Origin of the sequence: Coprococcus sp. RTP21204st1_G4_RTP21204_210225 (genome assembly GCF_040915385.1) — a bacterium.
GTDB classification, from domain to species: Bacteria; Bacillota; Clostridia; order Lachnospirales; family Lachnospiraceae; genus Allocoprococcus; species Allocoprococcus comes.
Map to the genome: position 1 here is coordinate 1 of NZ_JBCPDP010000012.1, position 21993 is coordinate 21993.

23 protein-coding genes, 1 riboswitch and 1 other annotated feature are annotated in these 21993 nt (G+C 44.3%); of the genes, 10 read left to right on the top strand and 13 right to left on the bottom strand.

What is annotated here, in order from left to right; genetic code table 11:
• From AB5213_RS11295 to AB5213_RS11310, 4 genes are all read left to right on the top strand, one after another.
• The coding region (locus tag AB5213_RS11295) for a sigma-70 family RNA polymerase sigma factor (RefSeq protein WP_368276701.1) at positions 1–369 on the top strand (369 nt) is incomplete at its 5' end.
• Positions 350–571 carry a helix-turn-helix domain-containing protein gene (locus AB5213_RS11300; RefSeq protein WP_055167999.1) on the top strand — a complete coding sequence of 74 codons (222 nt, stop codon included), beginning with the start codon at positions 350–352 and terminating at the stop codon, positions 569–571. The genes AB5213_RS11295 and AB5213_RS11300, both read left to right, overlap by 20 nt.
• A gap of 135 nt (positions 572–706) precedes the next feature.
• Positions 707–949: a DUF3173 domain-containing protein gene (locus AB5213_RS11305; RefSeq protein ID WP_055167997.1), complete on the top strand. Its 243-nt coding sequence runs from the start codon at positions 707–709 to the stop codon at positions 947–949.
• Positions 930–2114, top strand: coding sequence for a tyrosine-type recombinase/integrase (locus tag AB5213_RS11310; RefSeq protein ID WP_118382993.1), 1185 nt, complete (start codon positions 930–932; stop codon positions 2112–2114). The genes AB5213_RS11305 and AB5213_RS11310 overlap by 20 nt, the downstream gene beginning before the upstream one ends.
• Positions 2115–2281: 167 nt before the next feature.
• Here AB5213_RS11310 and guaA read toward each other — a convergent pair whose 3' ends face one another.
• The 4 genes from guaA to AB5213_RS11330 form a co-directional block, all read right to left on the bottom strand.
• Complete coding sequence (guaA, locus tag AB5213_RS11315; RefSeq protein WP_368276702.1) at positions 2282–3829, bottom strand: glutamine-hydrolyzing GMP synthase; 1548 nt, start codon at positions 3827–3829, stop codon at positions 2282–2284.
• Between the two features lie 194 nt (positions 3830–4023).
• Positions 4024–5388, bottom strand: a complete 1365-nt coding sequence (locus AB5213_RS11320; protein WP_173685873.1) for an MATE family efflux transporter — start codon at positions 5386–5388, stop codon at positions 4024–4026.
• A gap of 100 nt (positions 5389–5488) precedes the next feature.
• Complete coding sequence (gene spoIIID / locus AB5213_RS11325) at positions 5489–5743, bottom strand: sporulation transcriptional regulator SpoIIID (protein ID WP_055155744.1); 255 nt, start codon at positions 5741–5743, stop codon at positions 5489–5491.
• A 63-nt stretch (positions 5744–5806) separates the two neighbouring features.
• Positions 5807–6034, bottom strand: coding sequence for a hypothetical protein (locus tag AB5213_RS11330; protein WP_368276703.1), 228 nt, complete (start codon positions 6032–6034; stop codon positions 5807–5809).
• Positions 6035–6264: 230 nt separating this feature from the next.
• Here AB5213_RS11330 and AB5213_RS11335 point away from each other — a divergent pair, with 230 nt between their 5' ends.
• Both AB5213_RS11335 and AB5213_RS11340 read left to right on the top strand, forming a co-directional pair.
• On the top strand, positions 6265–7635 hold the full coding sequence (locus AB5213_RS11335; protein ID WP_368276704.1) for an MATE family efflux transporter: 1371 nt from the start codon (positions 6265–6267) through the stop codon (positions 7633–7635).
• A 642-nt stretch (positions 7636–8277) separates the two neighbouring features.
• Positions 8278–9366 (top strand): DUF3810 domain-containing protein, encoded by a 1089-nt coding sequence (locus AB5213_RS11340; RefSeq protein WP_368276705.1) that lies wholly within the window; start codon positions 8278–8280, stop codon positions 9364–9366.
• Positions 9367–9382: 16 nt separating this feature from the next.
• On the opposite strand, the gene AB5213_RS11345 is transcribed toward AB5213_RS11340, so the two are convergent.
• From AB5213_RS11345 to AB5213_RS11370, 6 genes are all read right to left on the bottom strand, one after another.
• The gene (locus AB5213_RS11345) at positions 9383–10282 is read right to left on the bottom strand and encodes a LysR family transcriptional regulator (protein ID WP_008374087.1); all 900 of its coding nucleotides are present in this window, start codon (positions 10280–10282) and stop codon (positions 9383–9385) included.
• 47 nt (positions 10283–10329) lie between these two features.
• Positions 10330–10563, bottom strand: a complete 234-nt coding sequence (locus AB5213_RS11350; RefSeq protein ID WP_242859491.1) for an HPr family phosphocarrier protein — start codon at positions 10561–10563, stop codon at positions 10330–10332.
• Between the two features lie 176 nt (positions 10564–10739).
• Entirely contained in the window at positions 10740–12128 is a 1389-nt protein-coding gene (locus tag AB5213_RS11355) for a citrate/2-methylcitrate synthase (protein WP_368276706.1), read from the bottom strand.
• A gap of 110 nt (positions 12129–12238) precedes the next feature.
• Complete coding sequence (locus AB5213_RS11360; protein WP_055248162.1) at positions 12239–12922, bottom strand: TIGR00266 family protein; 684 nt, start codon at positions 12920–12922, stop codon at positions 12239–12241.
• On the bottom strand, positions 12912–13796 hold the full coding sequence (gene rsmA / locus AB5213_RS11365; RefSeq protein ID WP_175305797.1) for a 16S rRNA (adenine(1518)-N(6)/adenine(1519)-N(6))-dimethyltransferase RsmA: 885 nt from the start codon (positions 13794–13796) through the stop codon (positions 12912–12914). Before rsmA ends, AB5213_RS11360 begins: the two co-directional genes overlap by 11 nt.
• A 33-nt stretch (positions 13797–13829) precedes the next feature.
• The gene (locus AB5213_RS11370; protein WP_055261551.1) at positions 13830–14591 is read right to left on the bottom strand and encodes a TatD family hydrolase; all 762 of its coding nucleotides are present in this window, start codon (positions 14589–14591) and stop codon (positions 13830–13832) included.
• Between the two features lie 206 nt (positions 14592–14797).
• Between AB5213_RS11370 and AB5213_RS11375 the strand changes: the two genes are divergently transcribed.
• The 4 genes from AB5213_RS11375 (at position 14798) to AB5213_RS11390 (ending at position 18108) form a co-directional block, all read left to right on the top strand.
• Complete coding sequence (locus AB5213_RS11375) at positions 14798–15088, top strand: hypothetical protein (RefSeq protein ID WP_022220418.1); 291 nt, start codon at positions 14798–14800, stop codon at positions 15086–15088.
• 174 nt (positions 15089–15262) lie between these two features.
• A riboswitch (TPP riboswitch) is annotated at positions 15263–15372 on the top strand.
• A gap of 160 nt (positions 15373–15532) precedes the next feature.
• Entirely contained in the window at positions 15533–16039 is a 507-nt protein-coding gene (gene thiW / locus AB5213_RS11380; protein WP_173685868.1) for an energy coupling factor transporter S component ThiW, read from the top strand.
• A 349-nt stretch (positions 16040–16388) separates the two neighbouring features.
• Positions 16389–17699, top strand: a complete 1311-nt coding sequence (thiC, locus tag AB5213_RS11385) for a phosphomethylpyrimidine synthase ThiC (protein ID WP_008374102.1) — start codon at positions 16389–16391, stop codon at positions 17697–17699.
• Positions 17700–17871: 172 nt separating this feature from the next.
• On the top strand, positions 17872–18108 hold the full coding sequence (locus AB5213_RS11390; protein ID WP_008374104.1) for a hypothetical protein: 237 nt from the start codon (positions 17872–17874) through the stop codon (positions 18106–18108).
• 64 nt (positions 18109–18172) lie between these two features.
• On the opposite strand, the gene metG is transcribed toward AB5213_RS11390, so the two are convergent.
• From metG to nadC, 3 genes are all read right to left on the bottom strand, one after another.
• Entirely contained in the window at positions 18173–20077 is a 1905-nt protein-coding gene (gene metG / locus AB5213_RS11395) for a methionine--tRNA ligase (protein WP_173692103.1), read from the bottom strand.
• Positions 20078–20188: 111 nt separating this feature from the next.
• Positions 20189–20474 (bottom strand) — a binding site (T-box leader).
• A 38-nt stretch (positions 20475–20512) separates the two neighbouring features.
• Positions 20513–21028, bottom strand: a complete 516-nt coding sequence (locus AB5213_RS11400) for a transcription repressor NadR (RefSeq protein WP_055248154.1) — start codon at positions 21026–21028, stop codon at positions 20513–20515.
• 110 nt (positions 21029–21138) lie between these two features.
• Positions 21139–21990, bottom strand: a complete 852-nt coding sequence (gene nadC / locus AB5213_RS11405) for a carboxylating nicotinate-nucleotide diphosphorylase (RefSeq protein ID WP_022220419.1) — start codon at positions 21988–21990, stop codon at positions 21139–21141.
• Between the last annotated feature and the right edge of the window lie 3 nt (positions 21991–21993).

Below are 21993 nucleotides of genomic sequence, written 5' to 3' on the forward strand. Positions count from 1 at the left end.
CGGACGGATGTTTTAAGGGAGCGCAAAAGGAGACGCAACCGCGAGGTGCTGTTCTGCGACCTCAGAAGGAGCGAACTCGAAAGCCTTGCGGACTGGCAGGACGTGCCGGAGCGGGAAACCGTATTCGATGCCGCCGGGAAGCCTATCGGCGTGACAGATAAAGACCTCGCGGATGCGCTGGAAAAACTCTGCCCAGAGGAGCAGGCAATAATCCTGCTCTCCTATTTTGCCGGTTGGTCGGATAGGCGTATCGGTGAGGACATGGGGTTCCCGCGCTCCACGGTACAGAACCGTCGCGCCCGTGCGCTCGCCCGTCTTGCGGACATTCTGACGGAAGGGGGTGACCCGCATGGCAAAGACAAAGATTGACTACGATACCGTCGTTGCCGCGACAAGCGGAGATGCCCTTGCCGCCGGGGCGGTACTCGATTACTTCAACGACTTCATGGACGGACTCTGCACCGGGTTCTACACCGATGCGGATGGTTTCTGGGACTACGGCATCGACCTCTCGATGAAATCGTTCATGCAGGCGAAGCTGTTGCGTGCGATGCTGAGGTTTAAACCGTAAACAGTAAAACCACAAACACAGGAAACCAGACAACCAGAAAGAAGGAAAGGAAGCAGACTATATACAAACGCGCTCTGACCTGCTACAATACAGTCAGAAAGACGAGTAGTCTGCTTTCCTGTCAAAAGGAGAGCCATGGTAACCGTAACGAAAAAAGATTTAGTTGCCCTCGGCTATGGGAACTCTTTCGCCACCGATATCATCCGTCTGGCGAAAATTCGCATGGTTGAGAAGGGCTATCCCTTCTACTCCTCACGCAAGCTCGACCGCGTTCCGGCGGAAGCCGTCGAGGAGCTTCTTGGGATTGCCTTAGACGGTGATGCCGCTGGTCGCGCTCCTGAAAAAGGAGTAAAGACAAATGGCAAACGACCAAATTAAGAAAGCCGATAACGGCACCTACTATTTCCGCGCCAATCTCGGATTCGACCATTCCACGGGAAAGCGGATTCAGAAATACCGGAGCGGATTCAAGACAAAAAAAGAAGCGAAAGAGGAATATGCAAAACTCGTTTTGCAATTTGCTTCCCAATCGCTTCCCACCGAACAGAAAAGGATTCCCTTCGGAACGTTCATTGAGGACACCTACCTGCCTTGGTATCAGACACAGGTAAAGGAGAGTACCTTCGAGAACCGCGCCGGTACGGTGCGGAAACACTTCTCCTGCTTCTACGAGAAGTTTACCGATGCCATCGAGCCAATCGACATACAGAACTGGCAGCTTGCCCTCATCCGCGCAGGATATAGCCCGAACTACGTGCGCGTCACACAGGGAATGCTCTCCGTTGCCTTCGACCGTGCCGTCATATTGGGCATTACGGAAAGGAACCCGTCACGGATGGTCGGCAACGTTCGTGGGCAGAAACCGCTTGTGGACTTCTGGACGCTTGATGAGTTCGAGAAGGTGATTTCCAAACTCTACAAGGGAGACTACTACGAGCACTACCTGTTCATCAGCCTGCTCTTCCTATTCATGAGTGGGATGCGGCTTGGGGAAGCATCTGCCCTCCTGTGGAGCGATATCGACTTCACGACCGGGCTTTGTTCCATCACCAAAACGCTCTACTACCACAACCAGTCGGACTACAAGTTCACGAAACCGAAGACGCGTGCGGCAATCCGCTCCATCTATCTGGATGAGGACACGCTTTCCGAACTCGCCGCATGGCGCAAGGTGCAGCGCGTTGTCATCCCTGACTGCGAGTTCGTATTGAGCTACAACGGGCTTCCGACCACAAAGACAAGGCTTCCGCGTGCGATGAAGAAGCTCGCAGACCTCGCAGGCGTTCACCGCGTCCGGGTTCACGACCTCCGCCACTCCCACGCGTCACTTCTCATCAACATGGGAGAAAGCCCACTGCTCCTCAAGGAACGGCTCGGGCATGAGAAGATACAGACCACGCTTGGGACATATGGGCACCTGTATCCCAATACCAACCAAGCAGTCGCAAAGAAGCTCACCGGCATCCTCAACTACAGTGAGCCGAAGACGAGCATCGCGAACTACACGAGCAACCAACACACGGCGGACTACCACCGTGCATGAGGAAGAAAAAACGGGTGCCCTACCACCAAGAAGAAGCACCCGTCCGCGGTCCACAAACCGCGTTTCTTATTCTACTTTAAGACCGCGCACTGTGCAATCAGTGTGCAATCGTGAAAACGGAGAGCCTTGAACCCCTTATAAACAAAGGGTTTGCGGCTCACCGGATTCTACTCAAACTCTATCGTTCCCGGCGGTTTACTCGTCAGATCATAGAATACTCTGTTAACCCCACGAACTTCATTGATAATTCTGCTCATTACTTTATCAAGTACTTCATACGGAATCTTCGCTGCCTCAGCAGTCATAAAATCTACCGTATTCACTGCACGAAGTGCAACTGCATAATCGTAAGTTCTCTCGTCACCCATAACACCAACACTTCTCATGTTGGTCAGGGCTGCAAAATATTGTCCGATGCTGCAGTCAAGTCCCGCGTTTGCAATCTCTTCTCTGTAAATTGCATCTGCATCCTGTACGATCCGTACTTTTTCAGCCGTTACTTCTCCGATGATACGGATTCCAAGTCCCGGTCCAGGGAATGGCTGACGGAATACAAGCTTCTCCGGAAGTCCAAGTTCAAGACCTGCCTTGCGGACTTCATCTTTGAAGAGATCACGAAGTGGTTCAATGATTTCTTTGAAATCAACATACTCCGGAAGTCCTCCTACGTTGTGATGAGACTTTATCACTGCTGATTCTCCGCCAAGTCCGCTTTCTACAACGTCCGGGTAAATCGTTCCCTGTGCAAGGAATTCTACTGCACCGATCTTCTTTGCTTCTTCTTCAAAAATACGGATAAATTCTTCTCCGATAATTTTACGCTTTGCTTCCGGTTCTGTAACTCCGGCAAGCTTGTTGTAGTATCTTTCCTGTGCATTGACACGGATAAAGTTCAGGTCAAACTGACCATTCGGTCCAAATACTGCCTCAACTTCATCGCCTTCATTCTTACGAAGAAGACCGTGATCTACAAATACGCAGGTAAGCTGTTTGCCGATTGCTCTGGAAAGCAGTCCTGCTGCCACAGAGGAATCAACTCCGCCTGAAAGCGCAAGAAGTACTCTTCCGTCCCCAACTTTTTCACGGATTTCCTGGATGGTATTTTCAACAAATGCATCCATCTTCCATTCGCCGACACATCCACAGACATTCTTTACAAAGTTGTTGATCATCTTGGTTCCTTCCGGTGTATGAAGCACTTCAGGATGGAACTGGATTGCATAAAGCTTTTCTGCTGCATTTTCTGCTGCTGCTACCGGACAGTCTGCTGTGTGTGCAGTAATCTCAAATCCCGGTGCCACCTGCGAAATATAATCAAAATGGCTCATCCAGCAGGTTGTTGTTGCAGATACATTTTCAAATACTTTGGAATCTTTCTTGTCGATGATGACTTCTGTCTTACCATATTCTCTGACGTCAGCTTTTTCAACTTTTCCGCCAAGTACGTGAGACATAAGCTGTGCACCATAACAAAGACCAAGTACCGGAATGCCAAGCTTAAAGAGTTCTTCAGAATAAGTCGGTGAATCCGGTTCATAACAGCTATTCGGTCCTCCTGTCAGGATAATTCCCTTCGGGTTCATTGCTTTAATCTTTTCGATATCAATCTTATAAGAATAAATTTCGCAATATACATTACATTCCCTGACACGTCTTGCGACAAGCTGGTTATACTGTCCACCAAAGTCAAGTACAATCACTAATTCGTTCTTCAAGGTTTTCCTCCTGTAAAATACGATCCTTTCAGACCGCTTTTTCTATTTATTGCTTTTATATTTTATTATAGTAGAGCTCTGGATGTTTTACAAGCATTTTCTATCGCCCAAACCAAAGTTTGAACTCTGGTCTGCAATTAAAACTCATATTCAAGCATCATCTTTCTAACACAAATGACAACTTTCTTCTGTATTTACACAATTGCCCCATGTTTCCACTTTCCATTAAAGTACCGGATAATAAAACAGATTGCACGTACTACCCAGTCGATCACCATTGCAACCCACACGCCAAATACTCCCAGTCCCATATATTTTCCTACCAGATAACTGAATCCGATCCGGAAAATCCACATCGACACAATCGATGTATACATACAGGCTTTTGCATCTCCTGCCGCACGATACGCTGCTGGAAGAGCAAATGAAAGTGGCCAGATAATCATTGCACTGATTCCATGGAAATGAATAATATTTGTTGCTGCCGCTGCTGTCTGATCTGACAAATTGTATGCTTTCAAAATCAATGGAAGTGCAAGGAAAATAAGTGCTACCGTTCCCACCATTGCCACATAAATGATCGCAAGCAGTTTTTTCAGATAGTAACGTACCTGTTCATAGTCATTTGCGCCGACGCACTGGGAAATAACTGTCGTAATTGCCAGCGAGATCGCCATTCCAGGAAGAATCTGGAACAGCGCAATCGCATTGGAAACTGCATTTGCCGCAATTGCATAAGTACCGAAGGTTGAAACCAGACTCAGCACTAAAATTTTGCCCAGCTGAAACATACTGTTTTCCAGACCATTGGGAACCCCAATTGCAAGTATTTTCCGTATCATTCTTCCATCAAACCGGATTTTCAGTGTCCGCTCAATATGCAAGATACGTGTCTGATTGCAGAGCAACGCTGTTATCACTATCGCGGCAACCATTCTGGAAATCAGTGTCGGTATTGCAACACCCGCCGTTCCGATCCGTAATCCGAACACAAGAATTGCATTTCCGGTTACATTGATCGCATTCATCAAAAGCGATACCCGCATGGATACCTGCGAATTCCCCATCGCACGGAAAATTGCTGCCCCACCATTATATAACGCGATAAATGGAATCGAAGCTGTTACAATTAGCAGATAAATATCTGCATGTCCTTTTACTTCCGCTGTAATGTGACCAAATACCTGATTCAGAATTATATCTTTTCCAAAGTAAACCAATATCATGATCGCAACCGCACTAAGGCTCACAAACCATACCAGCTGTGTAGCCGCTTTACATGCTGATTTTTCATCTTTCCTGCCAATATACTGTCCGGCAACAACTGCTCCACCAGTCGCCAGTGCTGCAAAAATATTGATGATCAGAATCATAATATTGTCAACCAGCGACACGCCCGACACAGCTGCTTCTCCAACATTTGCAACCATAATAGAATCTGCCATCCCAACAAAAACTGCCAATAACTGCTCGATTACCAAAGGTCCGATCAGATTTGCCAGTTCCCGATTGGAAAACAGATAATGACTTCGATCCTGTTTTTGTTTCGTTTTCCCCATTCTTCTCTTTTCCTGTCCCTTCTCTTTTGTATATCCCCGTTTTCTCTATTATATACTGTAAAAATGTAATACACCATCTTTTTGCAAAGAAAAGGATTTTTTATGCGTGCTGATGCAGGTACTTTTCTCTGGTAGCAAGTCCGCCCCGGATGTGCCGTTCCGATTTGTTCAGATCCAGAACCTTTCGCGCCTCACCTGCAAGAGATGGGTTGATCTGGAGAAGACGTTCTGTTACATCTTTATGTATCGTACTCTTACTTACTCCAAACGCCACCGCCGTCTGCCTCACCGTCGCCTTATTTTCAATAATATAATAAGCAATCTCAACCGCTCTCTCCTCAATATAATCTTTCATAAAAACCCCTGCATAGTTTGTTTTTTTTACAATCTATGCAAAAGCGAAGGGATGTATGTCTGATTAAACTTCCTTCAAAAATATCTCATTCAATTTCTCCCAACTTACCTTTTTTTCTTCCCTTAATTTTCCCGCTTTCTCTCTCAATCCTGCTATTTCACTCTCCAGAATCCACTGACCTGCCAGTAATATTTTACCATGCTCTTTTTCTTCTATTTCATGAAGTTTTTGTACTATTATTTTTTCCATCAGCTTCCCCTGCTTTCCTGTTTTTCTTCTTCCAAGGTCCAATATCCTCCTTTCCCTTTCTAGCCTATAGCTGCACGTGGCGTGCAGTCAAAGGCTTTTATTTTGGAATTCTGGTTATCTTCTCCATCCTTCCTTGAAAGAGCATGTTTATTTCGCGAATTCTCCAGATTGACTTTCCCCTCCTCATAAGTTATCCTTATCATAGTACGCCATGCTGACATATTTGCAGCACTGGTGAATTTTATTATTTTTACAGGTAAGGATTTGAGAAAATGAGTAAAACAAAAACAATCGACCTGACTTCCGGGCCGATTCTAAAGACGCTGGCAGAGCTGGCACTTCCGATCATGGCTTCCTCGCTGCTGGGGACAGCCTACAATATTACGGACATGGCATGGATCGGCATGCTGGGTTCCAAAGCCGTTGCCGGGGTGGGCGTTGGGGGAATGTACGTCTGGCTCTCACAAGGACTCGTGGCACTTCCGCGAATGGGCGGACAGGTCAATGTCGCACAGGCCTGCGGACGTGGAGACTATGAACAGGCAAGGGGATATGCCGCTTCCGCTCTGCGACTTACATTTTTACTGGGAATTTTATTTGCTGCAGTATGTATCGTGTTTATTCATCCGCTGCTCGGCTTTTTTCACCTCGGAGATGCAGAAACTTATACCGCTGCGAAATTATATACACTGATTACCTGCGGACTGATTCTGTTTTCATTTTTAAATCTGACTCTGACCGGACTTTCTACTGCGCAGGGAGATTCCAAGACACCGCTTATGGCAAATCTTCTTGGACTGGTTGGTAATATGATCCTGGATCCGATTCTGATCCTCGGATTTGGACCATTTCCAAGGCTTGAGGTTGTTGGCGCTGCAGTTGCTACCGTGACCTCGCAGATACTGGTTCTGATCGTCATGCTGATTCGGATTATGCACTCTGATCTGGAACCAAATATTCTGCAAAACATGCATGTACTGTCGCGTTTCCCTGCAAAATACTACATCAGTATTTTTAAAATTGGATTTCCGACAGCAGTACAAAGCAGTATTTACTGCATGATTTCCATGATTCTCACACGAATGGTTTCTGCATTCGGGGCAGGTGCCATTGCCACACAGCGAGTCGGCGGACAGATTGAATCTGTTTCATGGAACACTGCTGACGGCTTTGCTGCTGCGTTAAATGCTTTCGTTGGTCAGAACTACGGTGCAAAGAAACCAGACCGTATTCGGAAAGGATATAATATTTCATTTAAAATCCTCGCTGTCTGGGGATTCATTGTAACCGGTGCTTTCGTATTCCTGCCAGGACCGATTGCTTCCCTTTTCTTCCACGAAAAAGATGTTCTGGCGATTGCGATCAACTATCTGATCATCATCGGATTCAGCGAAACCTTTATGACCATTGAGCTTATGACCATCGGCGCACTTTCCGGTCTTGGTATGACAAAGCTTTGCAGTATCATCAGCATTGTCCTCACCAGTGCCAGAATCCCACTTGCCATGATCCTCACTCAAACCAGCCTCGATCTGAATGGTGTATGGTGGGCACTTACAATTACCTCTATCACCAAAGGAATTGTTTTCTACTTCACCTTCCACCACACCAGCAGACACCTACCTGACGCTAATGACAATTAATTTAACTACCCACCTTTTTTATTTTTTCCTGTTTTGTTTATTTCTTCTTCATATTTTTTTGATTTTTTTTAGAGTTTGAACATATTTCTGTCACAAATTATCTGTATACTAATAATCAGATAGTTGATAAAGCAACTATCTCCCCCTCATAAAGTAGAAGCAGTCAGAATTCTGATTGCTGCACTTTACTCTCATTCCTTTTAGATAACAATAAAAACACCAAGAACCTCTCCATTATGGAGAGGTTCTTGCGTTGTGGATTTTTTTTAATATTCTATAAACCTATCATTTTTATATTTTTAATCAGATTTTATAATTTCTTAACACTTTTGACACATTTTCATCGTATAGTAATAGATGGATAGTTGGGAAACAACTATCTCCCCCCCTCATAAAGTGAGCGCAATCGGGCATGCCCGATTGCCGCACTTTGATTTTTACAGAATATTATTCTGGGACGAAGGTTATCCTCCGTCCCATATTTTATTTGTAAATACAGTACCGTGTGCCCGGATACCTACCTGCACAGAACGTTAATCAAGGCCATTCATCATCAAATGAACTCAAACCTTTTACGGCCTTGCACGAATGTCTCTCTGGTACATCATACTTTTTATCCTCAATTACCGGAAAGGATTTATTATGAAACGCCCTACTTTACATAAACTTATTCTTTCAATTCTTTTATTTGCCATAAGTTTCCTTGCTCTTTTCACCAGCCACAAAAGCTCTGCATTCGCGGACTGGTATTCTTCCACCATTTACCCGCTTTTCGTTTCGTCCATCGGACGCTTTTTTGGAATCTTCCAATTTTCTGTTTCTGAAATTGGATTGTATATTTTTGTCATTCTTCTGTTTCTTTCCTTGATCCGAATGCTGATCAGCTCCATTTACAAAATGTATGCCCAAAAAAAGAACCCTGCCTGGCTCGGCTACGGTTCCTCACTCCTGCTTCTCTGCGGATGTCTGTTTACCATTTATACTTTTTTCTGCGGAATCAACTACGGACATACTTCATTTGCAGAAAAATATCACCTGGAATCCGGTCAGTATACTCTGGCTGAACTGACCTCTTTATGCAACGAACTGACTGATCAGTTAAATACACTTTCTGACTCTTTAGACCGGGATTTTGACGGTCTTGCTGATATGGGTAAGGATCTGCAGGATCGTGCACGGGCTGCTATGTTCTCCCTCGGTGCTACCTACCCTGAACTTTCCGGATACTATCCACAGCCAAAAGGTCTTTTATTTCCGGCTTTTCTCTCGGTACAGAATCTTTCCGGGATCTATTCACCATTTACCATTGAGGCAAACTATAACTCCGCAATGGTTTCCTACAATCTTCCATTTACCATCTGTCACGAGCTTTCGCATCTGCGTGGATTTATGCAGGAGGAAGAAGCAAATTTTATCGGTTTTCTCGCCTGTGTAAATGCCGACGATACCGCTTTCAACTACAGCGGCTATCTTCTTGGCTGGATCTACGCAACCAATGAACTTTACGAAGCCGACTACGACACCTTTGAGGAAATCTACAACAGGCTTTCTGACAATGTAAAGGCAGATCTTTCGGCTAACAGCAGCTTCTGGAAGCGATATGACAGCAAGGTCGCCGAAGTATCTGGTCAGATCAATGACCACTATCTGAAAGCAAATGGTCAAAGTGACGGGATAAAAAGTTATGACCGGATGGTTGATCTGATGATCACCTGGTTCCGGTCAAAATAATTCTTTCTTATAAAGTTTACTCTTTCTCTCCAGCCTGAAACAGCATCTCTTTCAATACGTTTGCCGCCATGCTGTGAGGACTGCTCTTATCTTCCACAAAACAGATTTCTCTTACCGGTGGTTCTTCCAATAGTGGAACCTGAATGACAATGCCCTGCTCAATCACTTCCTGTGCAAGCGGTTCCGGAATAAACCCGATTCCCAGATTCTGTCTTACCATCGGCAGAATCTGATCGATGGTTGCTGCTTCGGTATCTGCCGTCATTGCAATTCCATGCTCCAGAAAAAATCTGGTATAAAAATCATAAGTTGACGTGTTTTTCCCAAGGCAGATAAATGGATACTCCACCAGCTTTTTCAAACTTACCGGTTCTTTAAACATATCTTTGTACGCCGCATTCGCAACCAGAATTTCTTTAAATGAAAGAAGCGGAATTGCCTTTAAAGGCTTTTTCACCTCTGCCGGTGTAGATGCTACCGCAAAATCTGAAAGTCCGTTCCGAACCGTCTGTATCGCCTGTGGTGCTGTATAACTCGAAATGCGAAGTCTGATTTTAGGATACTTTCTTCTAAACTCTCCCAGCACCGGAAGCAGAAGCAAATGCAATGCAATCTCACTTACCCCGATCGTTACGGTTCCCTGTTCCAGCTTCTTTTCATTTTCAAGCTCTAGCTCTGCTGCATGCAGATGATCGTATGCAATTGCAACATGTGAATAAAGCCGTTCTCCCTCCGGTGTAAGCTCTGCTCCCCGGTTAGACCGGATAAATAATCTGCATCCAAGCTGACTTTCCAGATTGTGGATTGCCCTCGTTACATTCGGCTGATTACTCATCAGGATTGTCGCCGCCTGTGAGAAACTTTTATACTTTGCCGCATAATAAAAAATACGGTAATAATCATAGGTAACTTCCATCTTCCTGCTCCTTGTTCCGTATATCTCCGGCATATCCAGTGCCGCCTTTAACTGAACGGAATCGTAACCGGTGTACAGTCAAATTTTTCAAAATAACTGTCGGCCAGATGTTCCTCTTCGCCTTCGATCAGAAGATGCATCTTCTCTCCCATTCTTATCGTCATCAGTCCCACGATCGATTTGGCATCGATCTCGAAACGTCCTGTCACATCCTTTACCGTAATATCTGCATTCATCTTCTGGCAAACATTACAAAAAGTCATCAATTGTCCTGTAGTCATAAAACGTATATTCCTCTGTACCATAATAGGTCAACCCTCCGCAAGTCTTTTTTTCCTGATGTCTAGTTTACACAATATCGTACAATTTGAGAAATGTCTCTTTGAAATGTCTGATATGTCATTTGAACATATCAGTTGCTTCTTTATTTTACATACTACATAGCAGTTTGTCAACACTATCGGTCATTTAAATTTTTATATTCTCGATACTCTGCCAGTGGCATATATGCCGGACGAATAATCTTATCCACATTGATCAGCTCTTCCAGACGATGTGCACTCCATCCAACGATTCGCGCTGCGGCAAAGATCGGCGTATAAAGCTGCTCCGGAATTCCAAGCATATGGTAAACCAGTCCGCTGTAAAAATCGACATTTGCATTTACCCCTTTATACATCTTTCTTTTTTCGGCAATGATTTCCGGTGCCATATGTTCCACTTTCTCATAAAGTGCGTATTCTTTATCGTATCCTTTTTCATGTGCAAGCTGAGCCACAAATTTCTTGAAAATCTCAGCACGTGGATCAGATACTGAATAAATCGCATGACCCATTCCATAGATCAGACCTTTTTTATCAAACCTCTCCCTTGCAAGCAGACCTTCCAGATATGCTCTTACCTCATCGTCATCTTCCCAGTCTTTGACCTCTTCTTTCATATCAGCAAACATCTGCGTCACTTTGATGTTCGCACCGCCGTGCTTCGGACCTTTTAACGATGCCATTGCAGCAGAAATTGTAGAATAGGTGTCTGTTCCGGACGAAGTGACAACGTGGGTAGTAAATGTAGAGTTATTTCCACCACCATGATCCATATGCAGCACAAGTGCCATATCCAGAATCCTTGCTTCCAGCTCCGTATACTGTCGGTCTTCACGAAGCATCATCAGAATATTTTCCGCGGTGGACTTCTGCGGATCCGGTGCATAGATGTACATATCCTGACCCTGACGATAATTGTATGCATGATATCCGTAGACCATCAGCATCGGAAATTCACTGATCAGGTTCAGACACTGTCTGAGAACATTCGGGATTGAAGTATCATCAGCTTTTTCATCGTAAGAATACAGATTCAGAATCGCCCTTGAAATATTGTTCATCATATCATGGCTCGGTGCCTTCATAATAACATCGCGCACAAAATTCGGCGGAAGTGTCCTTCTCTCCGTCAGTGTCTCATGAAACCCATCCAACTGTACAACCGTCGGAAGTTCACCAAAAAGAAGCAGATATGCAATTTCTTCATATCCAAAATGATCCGCATCCAGGAATCCACGAACCAGATCCTTGATGTTATAGCCTCGATAATACAAATTACCGGCACACGGAACTTCTTCGCCATTTACAATCTTTTTAGCACATACATCGGAAATGTTGGTAAGTCCCGCAAGGACTCCTTTTCCGTTTACATCACGGAGACCTCTTTTTACATCATGCTTTACAAAAAGTTCTTTGTCGATCCCGGTATTCGCTTCACATAATCCGGCAAGTTCCTTGATTTTCGGCGAAATATCAAACAGAATGCTATCCAGATTTTTCGCACTGTTCACTGAATTTGTCATACACCTACTCCTTTCTGTTAAAGACTCTGCAAATACTGCAGAAAGTATGAATGAAGGACGGAAACACGCACTTTTAGCATCGTCCCCCGTCCCTTCTTCTTATTTGTAAACTACTTACTACTTGTTGGAAAATATGGCCTCAATGAATCTGCCACACTGCTGATCGGCATTGTCTGAAGCCATACATGTCCCGGTCCTGTAATAACCGTATTAAATAATCCTTCTCCGCCAAAGACAATATTCTTAAGTCCCGGCACAGTCTGGATATCCATCTGGCATGTTACACTCATCGCTGCCAAATAACCGGAATCAATCACGATCTGCTGCCCCGGTTGTAATTCGTATTCTACCACATGTCCATCGAATTCTGCAAATACAATTCCATTTCCGGATACCTTCTGCAAGATAAATCCTTCTCCGCCAAATAGTCCTGAAGCCACTTTCTTGTGAAAATGAACAGATATATTTACTCCAGGTTCGCCAGCAAGGAATGCTTTTTTCTGAAAAATATATTCTTGCCCCGGTCCGATTTCAAATGCCTTGATCGAACCCGGAAAGCTGGATGCAAATGCGATCAGTCCATTCCCGCCCTGTGCGGTATAGATATTCTGGAACATCGCTTCTCCAGAGAACATTCTTCCAAATGCTTTTCCAAATCCTCCATTTGTCGAAGTCTCCATCTTCATATTCGGAGACATCCATGCCATGGATCCCCGCTCTGTGATCATCCGCTCGCCAGCTTCCAGATGGCAGATCACTACCGGAAGGGTATCACCCTTGATTTCATACCTCATGCTCCATTTCCTCCTTTATAATATTAGTCAATCTAGCAAATTCTTCCATATCCAGTGCTTCTCCCCGGACACTGCTTCCTTTTCCGAGTTTCTCTATCGCAGCAGTAATGACTTCCTTCGAAAGATTCAGCTCTCCTGAATTCTTAAGGCCATTTGCCAAAGTCTTCCTCCTCTGATTAAAGGATGCCCGTATAAGGCGGAACATCAGCTTTTCATCCATAACCTCTACCGGAGGCTTCTGATGTCTTGTCAGGCGGATTACTGCTGAGCCGACTGCCGGACGCGGCATGAAACAGTTCGGGGGTACATTTGCAACAATATACGGCTCTGCGTAATACTGTACAGCAAGTGAAAGTGCACCATAATCCTTTGTTCCCGGTCCTACCTGCATACGGTCAGCCACTTCTTTCTGTACCATAACCGTAATACTCTCAAGCGGCACATGGCTTTCAAATAAGCCCATGATGATCGGTGTCGTTATATAATATGGAAGATTCGCAACCACCTTGATCGGCCGTCCTCCGTTCTTCTCCTTTGCAAGTGCTGCAATATCCACCTTCAGGATATCTTCATTGATGATTGATACGTTGTCATATTCTTTCAGCGTGTCTTCAAGAATTGGAATCAGCGCACGGTCTATCTCAACTGCAGTTACTTCTCTTGCCGCACAGGCAAGGTACTGTGTCATCGTCCCGATTCCAGGGCCGATCTCCAACACGTAATCATCCTTTGTGATCTCGGCTGCACGAATGATCTTATCCAGCACATGCTCATCGATCAGAAAGTTCTGTCCAAATTTTTTCTGAAAATTAAAATTATATTTTTGCAGAATCTCAATGGTATTCTGCGGATTTCCAAGTGTAGGTGTTTTCATCTGTTATTCTCCTGATTATTCATTGCCTGCGTCTTAGATGCCGTACAGATCTCTCGCATTTTTCTCTGTCACAGCGATCACTTCTTCCGGACTCATCTCTTTTAACTCTGCAATTTTCTCAGCTACATACTGGATATAAGAAGACTGATTCCGTTTGCCACGGTACGGCTCCGGTGCCATATACGGGCAGTCTGTCTCCAGCACGATCTTCTCGATCGGGATCGCAGCTGCGACATCTTTTAATTTCTTTGCATTCTTAAATGTGACGACTCCACCGATTCCAATATAGAATCCCATCTTCACATATTCTTCAGCCATTTCACGTGAATAGGAATAGCAGTGAATAACTCCGCCAAGCCCCTGTGCATAATTTTTCATGATATACATGGTATCTGCGGCAGCTTCCCTGCTGTGGATAATTACTGGTTTCTTTACTTCTCCCGCGAGCTCCAGCTGGCGGATAAACCACTTCTGCTGTACCTCATGCGGTTCATTATCCCAATAATAATCCAGACCGATCTCTCCGACTGCAACCACTTTTTTGTTACAGCAGAGTTCTTTCATGTGCTGGATCTTATCTTCGTTAAGTTCTCCAACCTCATCCGGATGCACACCGATTGCAGCATAAACATGTGGATACTTTCCGGCAAGTGCCAAAACCTTCTCACAGGATTCATAAGTCGCACTTACATCCACGATTGTTCCAACTCCAAGATCCGGCATAGATTTTAAAAGCTCATCCCGGTCCCCGTCAAACTGTTCATCATCATAATGTGCATGTGTATCAAATATCATTTCCTTCGTCTCGCTTTCTTTTTACTGACTGCTCTCAGATGTTCTAAGTATACCACACATTCTTAGCCGCTGAATAGTCACTTTTTTTACTTGCTTATCCGGTTTCTTCTATGTATACTATAGATAGTGCAAATAGATCACATCTGCAAATGTATGGGGAATATATTTCTGAAGATTCTGATCAGATATTATAGGAGGATTTTAAAATGAAAGTATTTGACACTGTAAACAATGTCGAGCTGGAAGCTGACACAAAGAAACTTGTAGACATTATGGTAGACGGACGCCAGGTTGATGTATACCTGAAAGAAAAGAAGTCTGATGAAGACGGATACATGAGCTGGGATGTAGAGCACTGGTCAGCAATCGACAAAAAGCGTTTCATCCGCTGCTACTCTCTGGAAGGTCGTGTCCTCAGCGAGTCTACTGGTCACAACATCTATGACCTTTACAATGAATTCAAACCGGAAGATGCTTTAAAGGTAGAGCTCAGCTAATCTCTGCTGTATTCTACATAAGACGGTAATGAAATTCCGGACGGGCAGAACTTTCTGTCCGTCTTTTATTGTACAAAAATATACTCTGATTCTGCACAATGTCTTTTCTGAGATACTTTTTCATTTCCTCTTGTCAAATCCGGCATACCGCGCTATAATTCTATTTGTACAAGTTTATATGTACCAGGGAGCTGGAGATTGCCGGCTGAGAGGGGATTTATTTATCCCGACCTGTAACCTGATTTGGATAATGCCAACGGAGGGAATGTATACCATGTATTTGATAAAGATGCCTCCGCATCTCTTATTTTTTACATGACATATCAGGAACACGAAGATGATGTGTTCAGTGATTACGGACAGCAGGAACTCCACTCAGGTGTGGGGTTCCTTTTTTGTGTATACAATGAGACAGGAAGTTCATTTTGAAAGGAGAACTCTACTATGAAACAAAATAATACAACAAAGAAACTCGCACTTGCCGGTGTTCTCACCGCGCTTGCAATCGTCGGAAGCTTTATCAGTGTACCGGTTGCCGGAAGCAAATGTGCTCCGGTACAGCATATGGTCAACATTCTTGCCGCCGTAACACTTGGTCCTGCATGGGGCGTTGGCATTGCATTCTGTGCAAGTTTACTCCGCAATCTGCTCGGCCTCGGAAGCCTTATGGCTTTCCCTGGAAGCATGGTCGGTGCTTTATGCTGTGGTCTTGTCTACAAAAAATTCCACATCTTAAGTCTTACCTGCCTTGCCGAAGCGATCGGAACCGGATTCCTTGGCGCACTTGCCGCTTATCCGGTTGCTTTGTATCTGATGGGAATTGCGCCGGCAGGACTTTTCGTTTATGTCGTTCCATTCCTTATTTCCACTGTCGCAGGAAGCATCCTTGCTTTCATCCTGATCACAGTTCTGGAAAAAGGCGGCGTTATGTCACAGATCAAAGAAGCATAATCATCATTCATTCTTACAGCACTCTGCTGTAAATGAAACCGCGTTACACCGGGGACACCACCTTGTATCGCGTAATAAAAGGCAGAGATTTTCAAATAAAATCCTGTTCATTGCCGGAAATTTTCCGACAAAGGCGTTAGCAATTCTATCATTCCGAACTGGAAGTGTACCTATCAGGCTGTGTCTGGTTTTTTTCGTGTACGCTGTCCGTGTTTTGCTGACGCCAGATTTTTGTGATACTCACATACAAATGATGTTGGGGCAAAAGGTATTTTGACCCCTTTGATACCAGATTGCTACGTGCTTTTGACCCTGGTATCAGACAAATAAGAAACGGAGGCAAAACAACATGAGAAATTACACAACCCAGATGGACGCTGCCAGAAAAGGAATTCTGACTCCGGAAATCGAAACTGTAGCCAAAAAAGAACATATGCCGGTTGAAAAACTGATGCAGCTTGTCGCAGAAGGAAAAGTTGCCATCTGTGCAAATAAAAAACATACCTGCCTTGATCCGGAAGGTGTCGGAAGCATGCTTCGTACCAAGATCAATGTTAACTTAGGTGTTTCCCGCGACTGCAAAGACTACGATATCGAAATGCAGAAAGTTATGAGTGCCGTTAATCTCGGCGCAGAAGCAATCATGGATCTTTCTAGCCATGGTAATACCCAGCCATTCCGCCAGAAGCTGACTCATGAATGCCCGGCTATGATCGGAACCGTACCGGTTTATGACAGTGTTATTCATTATCAGAGAGACCTGGCAACTCTTACTGCACAGGATTTTATTGATGTTGTCCGTCTTCATGCTGAGGATGGCGTGGACTTCGTCACACTTCACTGTGGAATCACAAGAAAAACCATCGAACAGATCAAAAAACATAAACGTAAAATGAATATCGTAAGCCGTGGAGGAAGTCTTGTCTTTGCATGGATGTGCATGACCGGAGAAGAAAACCCATTCTATGAACATTACGATGAAATCCTCGACATCTGCGAAGAATACGACGTAACTATTTCTCTTGGTGATGCCTGCCGTCCGGGATGTCTTGCTGATGCAACAGATGTATGCCAGATTGAAGAACTTGTCCGCCTCGGAGAACTGACCAAGCGCGCATGGGATCATAATGTACAGGTTATGGTCGAAGGACCTGGACATGTACCGCTGGATCAGGTTGCTGCCAACATGAAAGTGCAACAGAGCATCTGCATGGGCGCACCGTTCTATGTACTCGGACCTCTGGTAACAGATATCGCTCCTGGATATGACCACATCACTGCAGCCATCGGTGGAGCTGTTGCCGCTATGAGCGGAGCTGCTTTCCTTTGCTACGTTACACCGGCAGAACACCTTGCTCTTCCAAACGTAGAAGATACCAAACAGGGAATCATTGCTTCTAAAATTGCTGCTCACGCTGCCGATATTGCAAAAGGTATCCCGCATGCACGTGATATCGATGACAAGATGGCTGATGCACGCCGTGTTCTTGACTGGGATGCACAGTACGCCTGCGCTCTCGATCCTGAAACAGCAAAGGCAATCCGTGATAGTCGTAAACCAGAAGATGACCACAGCGATACCTGCAGTATGTGCGGAAAATTCTGTGCTGTAAGAAGTATGAACAAAGCACTTGCCGGAGAATATATTGATATTCTGTAAACTTAAAGATTACTTGCAAAAGAAGAGAATCGGAAATTATCCGGTTCTTTTCTTTTTCACTAATTTTCGCTCTATTTGTTCTATAAAATATAGCACTTTGCCAGTGGTAAATTTTCGGGTTTGATGTATAATTATTACACAGCAAAAAGGATGCAACGGGAGGGAAAGGTTTATGAAAAATAAAATAATATGGAAAGATGTTACTCTTATTGTACTTGCTATTCTCCTTATTTTTTCTATGTGCAGAATACATACACTCAAACAGTCGAACAAAAAACTGTACTCACAAAATCTGGAGCTGAATCACCAGCTTGCCACACTGAAAGAAAAGAATGCAGGTTTAGAATCAAAGCTGAACAGCGAAGAAAGTATCACAGATGAAAAAAAATCAGACAATTCTCAATATTAAAAATTGAGGAGAAGTTTCCAGATCCTGGATTCTTCTCCTCGTTTTTATTTATCCAATCATTTAATTAACAGATCTCTGCTCCTGCCGGCATCTTCTTCTCCGGTGTCATCAGCGCAAGATTACCATCTGCATCTTCTGCGCAGAGCAACATACCTTCTGAAAGCACTCCGGCGAGTTTTGCAGGTTTCAGGTTCACAAGAACCATAACCTTCTTACCTACCATTTCTTCCGGTGTATAGTGTGCTTTGATTCCGGAAACGATCTGTTTTACCTGACTTCCGATCTTAACCTGTGAGCAGAGCAGTTTCTTGGATTTCTTGACTGCTTCGCAGGAAATGATCTCGCCTACCTGGAACTGCATCTTTTCAAAATCTTCAAAAGTGATCTCCGGTTTTGCTTCGATGTCGATTCCTTCTTCTTCCTCTTTCTTTTCTTCTTCAACCTTTGGATGAAGCTCTTCTACTTTTTTCATGACTTCTTCCAGGTCGAGTCTCTGGAACAGGATTTCCGGTTTTTCTACCACATGTCCGCCACCAAGCTGTGCCAGGATCTTTTCAGCTGTTTCCGGCATGAAAGATTCAAGCAGTTTCGCACCTTCGGAAATGCTTTGGATCAGATTCCACAGAACTGTTTCCAGACGATCCTTCTTGTCTTCTTCTTTTGCCAGTGCCCACGGCATGGTCTCATCGATATATTTGTTACAGCGTTTGAACAGATTGAAGATTTCTGTGATTGCATCTGCCACACGCAGCTCCTTCATTTTTGCTTCTACTGCCTTTGGTGTATTTTCTGTCACAGCTTTCAGATCTGCATCTACTTCTTCTGTCACACCTTTATCAGTAACTGTACCGCCAAAATATTTGTTTGTCATAGAAATGGTACGATTTACAAGGTTTCCAAGTGTATTGGCAAGATCGGAATTCAGTCTTTCTACCATCAGCTCCCAGGAGATTACGCCATCATTTTCAAACGGCATCTCATGCAGAACAAAGTAACGAACCGCATCTACGCCAAAGAAATCTACGAGTTCATCTGCATAGAGTACATTTCCTTTTGATTTACTCATCTTTCCATCACCCTGAAGAAGCCACGGATGTCCAAATACCTGCTTCGGAAGCGGAAGTCCAAGTGCCATCAGGAAGATCGGCCAGTAAATCGTATGGAAACGGATGATATCTTTTCCGATCAGATGAAGGTCTGCCGGCCAGTTCTTATTGAACATTTCATCGCTTTCACCATCACAGTGATATCCGATACCAGTGATATAGTTGGTAAGTGCATCAAGCCATACATAAACAACATGCTTCGGATCAAAGTCTACCGGAATTCCCCATTTAAAAGAAGTTCTGGATACACAAAGATCCTGAAGTCCCGGAAGAAGGAAGTTGTTCATCATCTCATTCTTACGTGCTACCGGCTGGATAAATTCCGGATGTGTATTGATATATTCAATCAGTCTGTCTGCATATTTGCTCATCTTGAAGAAGTATGCTTCTTCTTTTGCAGGCTGTACCGGACGTCCGCAGTCCGGACATTTTCCATCTACAAGCTGAGATTCTGTGAAGAAGGATTCACATGGAGTACAGTACATTCCTTCGTAGTGTCCTTTGTAAATATCTCCCTGGTCATACAGTTTCTTGAATATCTTCTGCACTTCTTTCTCATGATAATCATCCGTTGTACGGATAAATTTGTCATAAGAAGTGTTCATCAGATCCCAGATTCTCTTAATCTCCCCGGATACGTTATCTACAAATTCCTTTGGTGTAACACCTGCTTCTTCTGCTTTTAATTCAATTTTCTGTCCATGCTCGTCAGTTCCTGTCTGGAAAAACACATCATATCCCTGACTTCTCTTATAACGTGCAATTGCGTCTGCCAGCACGATCTCGTATGTGTTACCGATATGTGGCTTGCCTGATGTATAGGCAATTGCAGTTGTAATATAATATTTTGGTTTGTCTGCCATGATTCTTTATCTCCTTTTTCTATAAATTAAAAATAGTGCACATCTCTGGCACATAGTGCCTTTTATTTAACAAAGACTTCCTGTTAAATAAAAAACCGCCTTCTATAAAATATAGAAGACGGGATTATTGCCGTGTTACCACTTCTCTTCATCCTTCCCTCACAAGAAGAATCTCACCGGGTACAGTCTGCTGTTTTTGGCAGTCCATATCTGCACTCGCCGCTGTAACGGGCGGAACCCATCGCATGCTTGCACAGGAAACTGATTCGTTGCTTCCTTATGTTCACCTGCGCTGCTCAGAAGCCATCTTCAGTCTTTCTCCAGCCATCCCTCTCAGCCTCTGCGGGACTTCTCTGTAAACATTCAAAAGACCTACTCTCTTCGTCATCGCTTTTTCCATATCAAAAAAATCGTATCACAGATATCAGAAACTTGTCAAGGCGTATTTGACACCAGATAGTCTTTTTCCTTCAATACCTGCTCGATCAGATCCAGTGTCTCTTCCGAATCCGCTTCAACTGTGTGATAATGATAGTTGGAAGTGATATTCTTAAGCGGACTGGACTTTCCACTATGGATCCCTTCCATGAATTCTTTGACATTTCTCCGCGATGCCACATCAAGAGGTGCTTCCATATGTCCATAAATCCGGTGATTGATCATTACATTTACCACCTTGCCTCCCAGATCCACGATCGAACAAAGCTCATCCTCCATCTGTTCATCCGTATGACTGACTTTGAACACTCTCGTTACCGTATGCGGTGCATTCAGAATATATCCCCGGTTGGTTGAAATGATATCATATCCGGCTGCACGGATCAGCGCAATGTCCTGTACAATGACCTGACGGCTTACATCATATACCTTCGCCAGTTCTTTCCCGGGTACCGGAACCTCACTGCTCTTTATTTTGCTGACAATCTCTTCTCTTCGTCTGGAACCTGTCATCCCGATATAACTCTCCTTTTTCTGCAATTCTGCTCTGTGCCTGACGTATTACAGACTTTCCTCTTCTGTCTGCCAAATCCTGTCTTCACTCTTGCTGAATCCAGACCGGCTTAAATAGCATGCAGATTCTTCAGCGAAATGTCAAGGACAGGAGCTGAATGGGTAAGTGCCCCACTTGATATATAGTCTACTCCAAGAGACGTCAGACGGTCAATATTTTCTTTTGTTACATTTCCGGAACATTCTGTCTCTGCACGTCCGTCAATAATCCTGATTGCCTCCTTCATATCCTCCGGCGACATATTATCCAGCATAATAATATCTGCTCCCGCATCAACAGCCTCACGCACCATATCCAGATTTTCAACTTCTACCTCAATTTTGCGGACAAACGGTGCGTATTCCTTTGCCATTTCCACCGCCTTTGCCACACTTCCTGCCGCTCCGATATGATTGTCTTTTAAAAGCACTCCGTCGGAAAGATTATATCTATGATTATATCCTCCACCGACACGGACCGCATATTTTTCAAAAATACGCATATTCGGCGTTGTCTTTCTGGTGTCCAGAAGCTTCGTCTTCGTTCCTTCCAGAAGCATTGCAACCGAATGTGTATAAGTCGCAATTCCACTCATTCTCTGCAGATAATTCAGTGCCACCCGTTCCCCTGAGAGCAGCGCACGGATATCGCCTGTAATAATCCCCATCAATTCTCCTTTTTTCACTTCGTCACCGTCTTTACAATAGAAATCTGTCTTCACATTTTCATCCAGAATTTCAAATACTCTGTGAAATACATCCAGCCCGGCAACTACTCCATCCTGTTTGCAGATCAGCTGCACCTCTCCAGTCACCGCTTCTTTCATCACCGCATTGGTGGTCACGTCCTCACTGGAAATGTCCTCCTGCAGTGCTTCTTTTATCAGATGGTCTACATTCAATGTCATCGTAATCTTATTCATTTC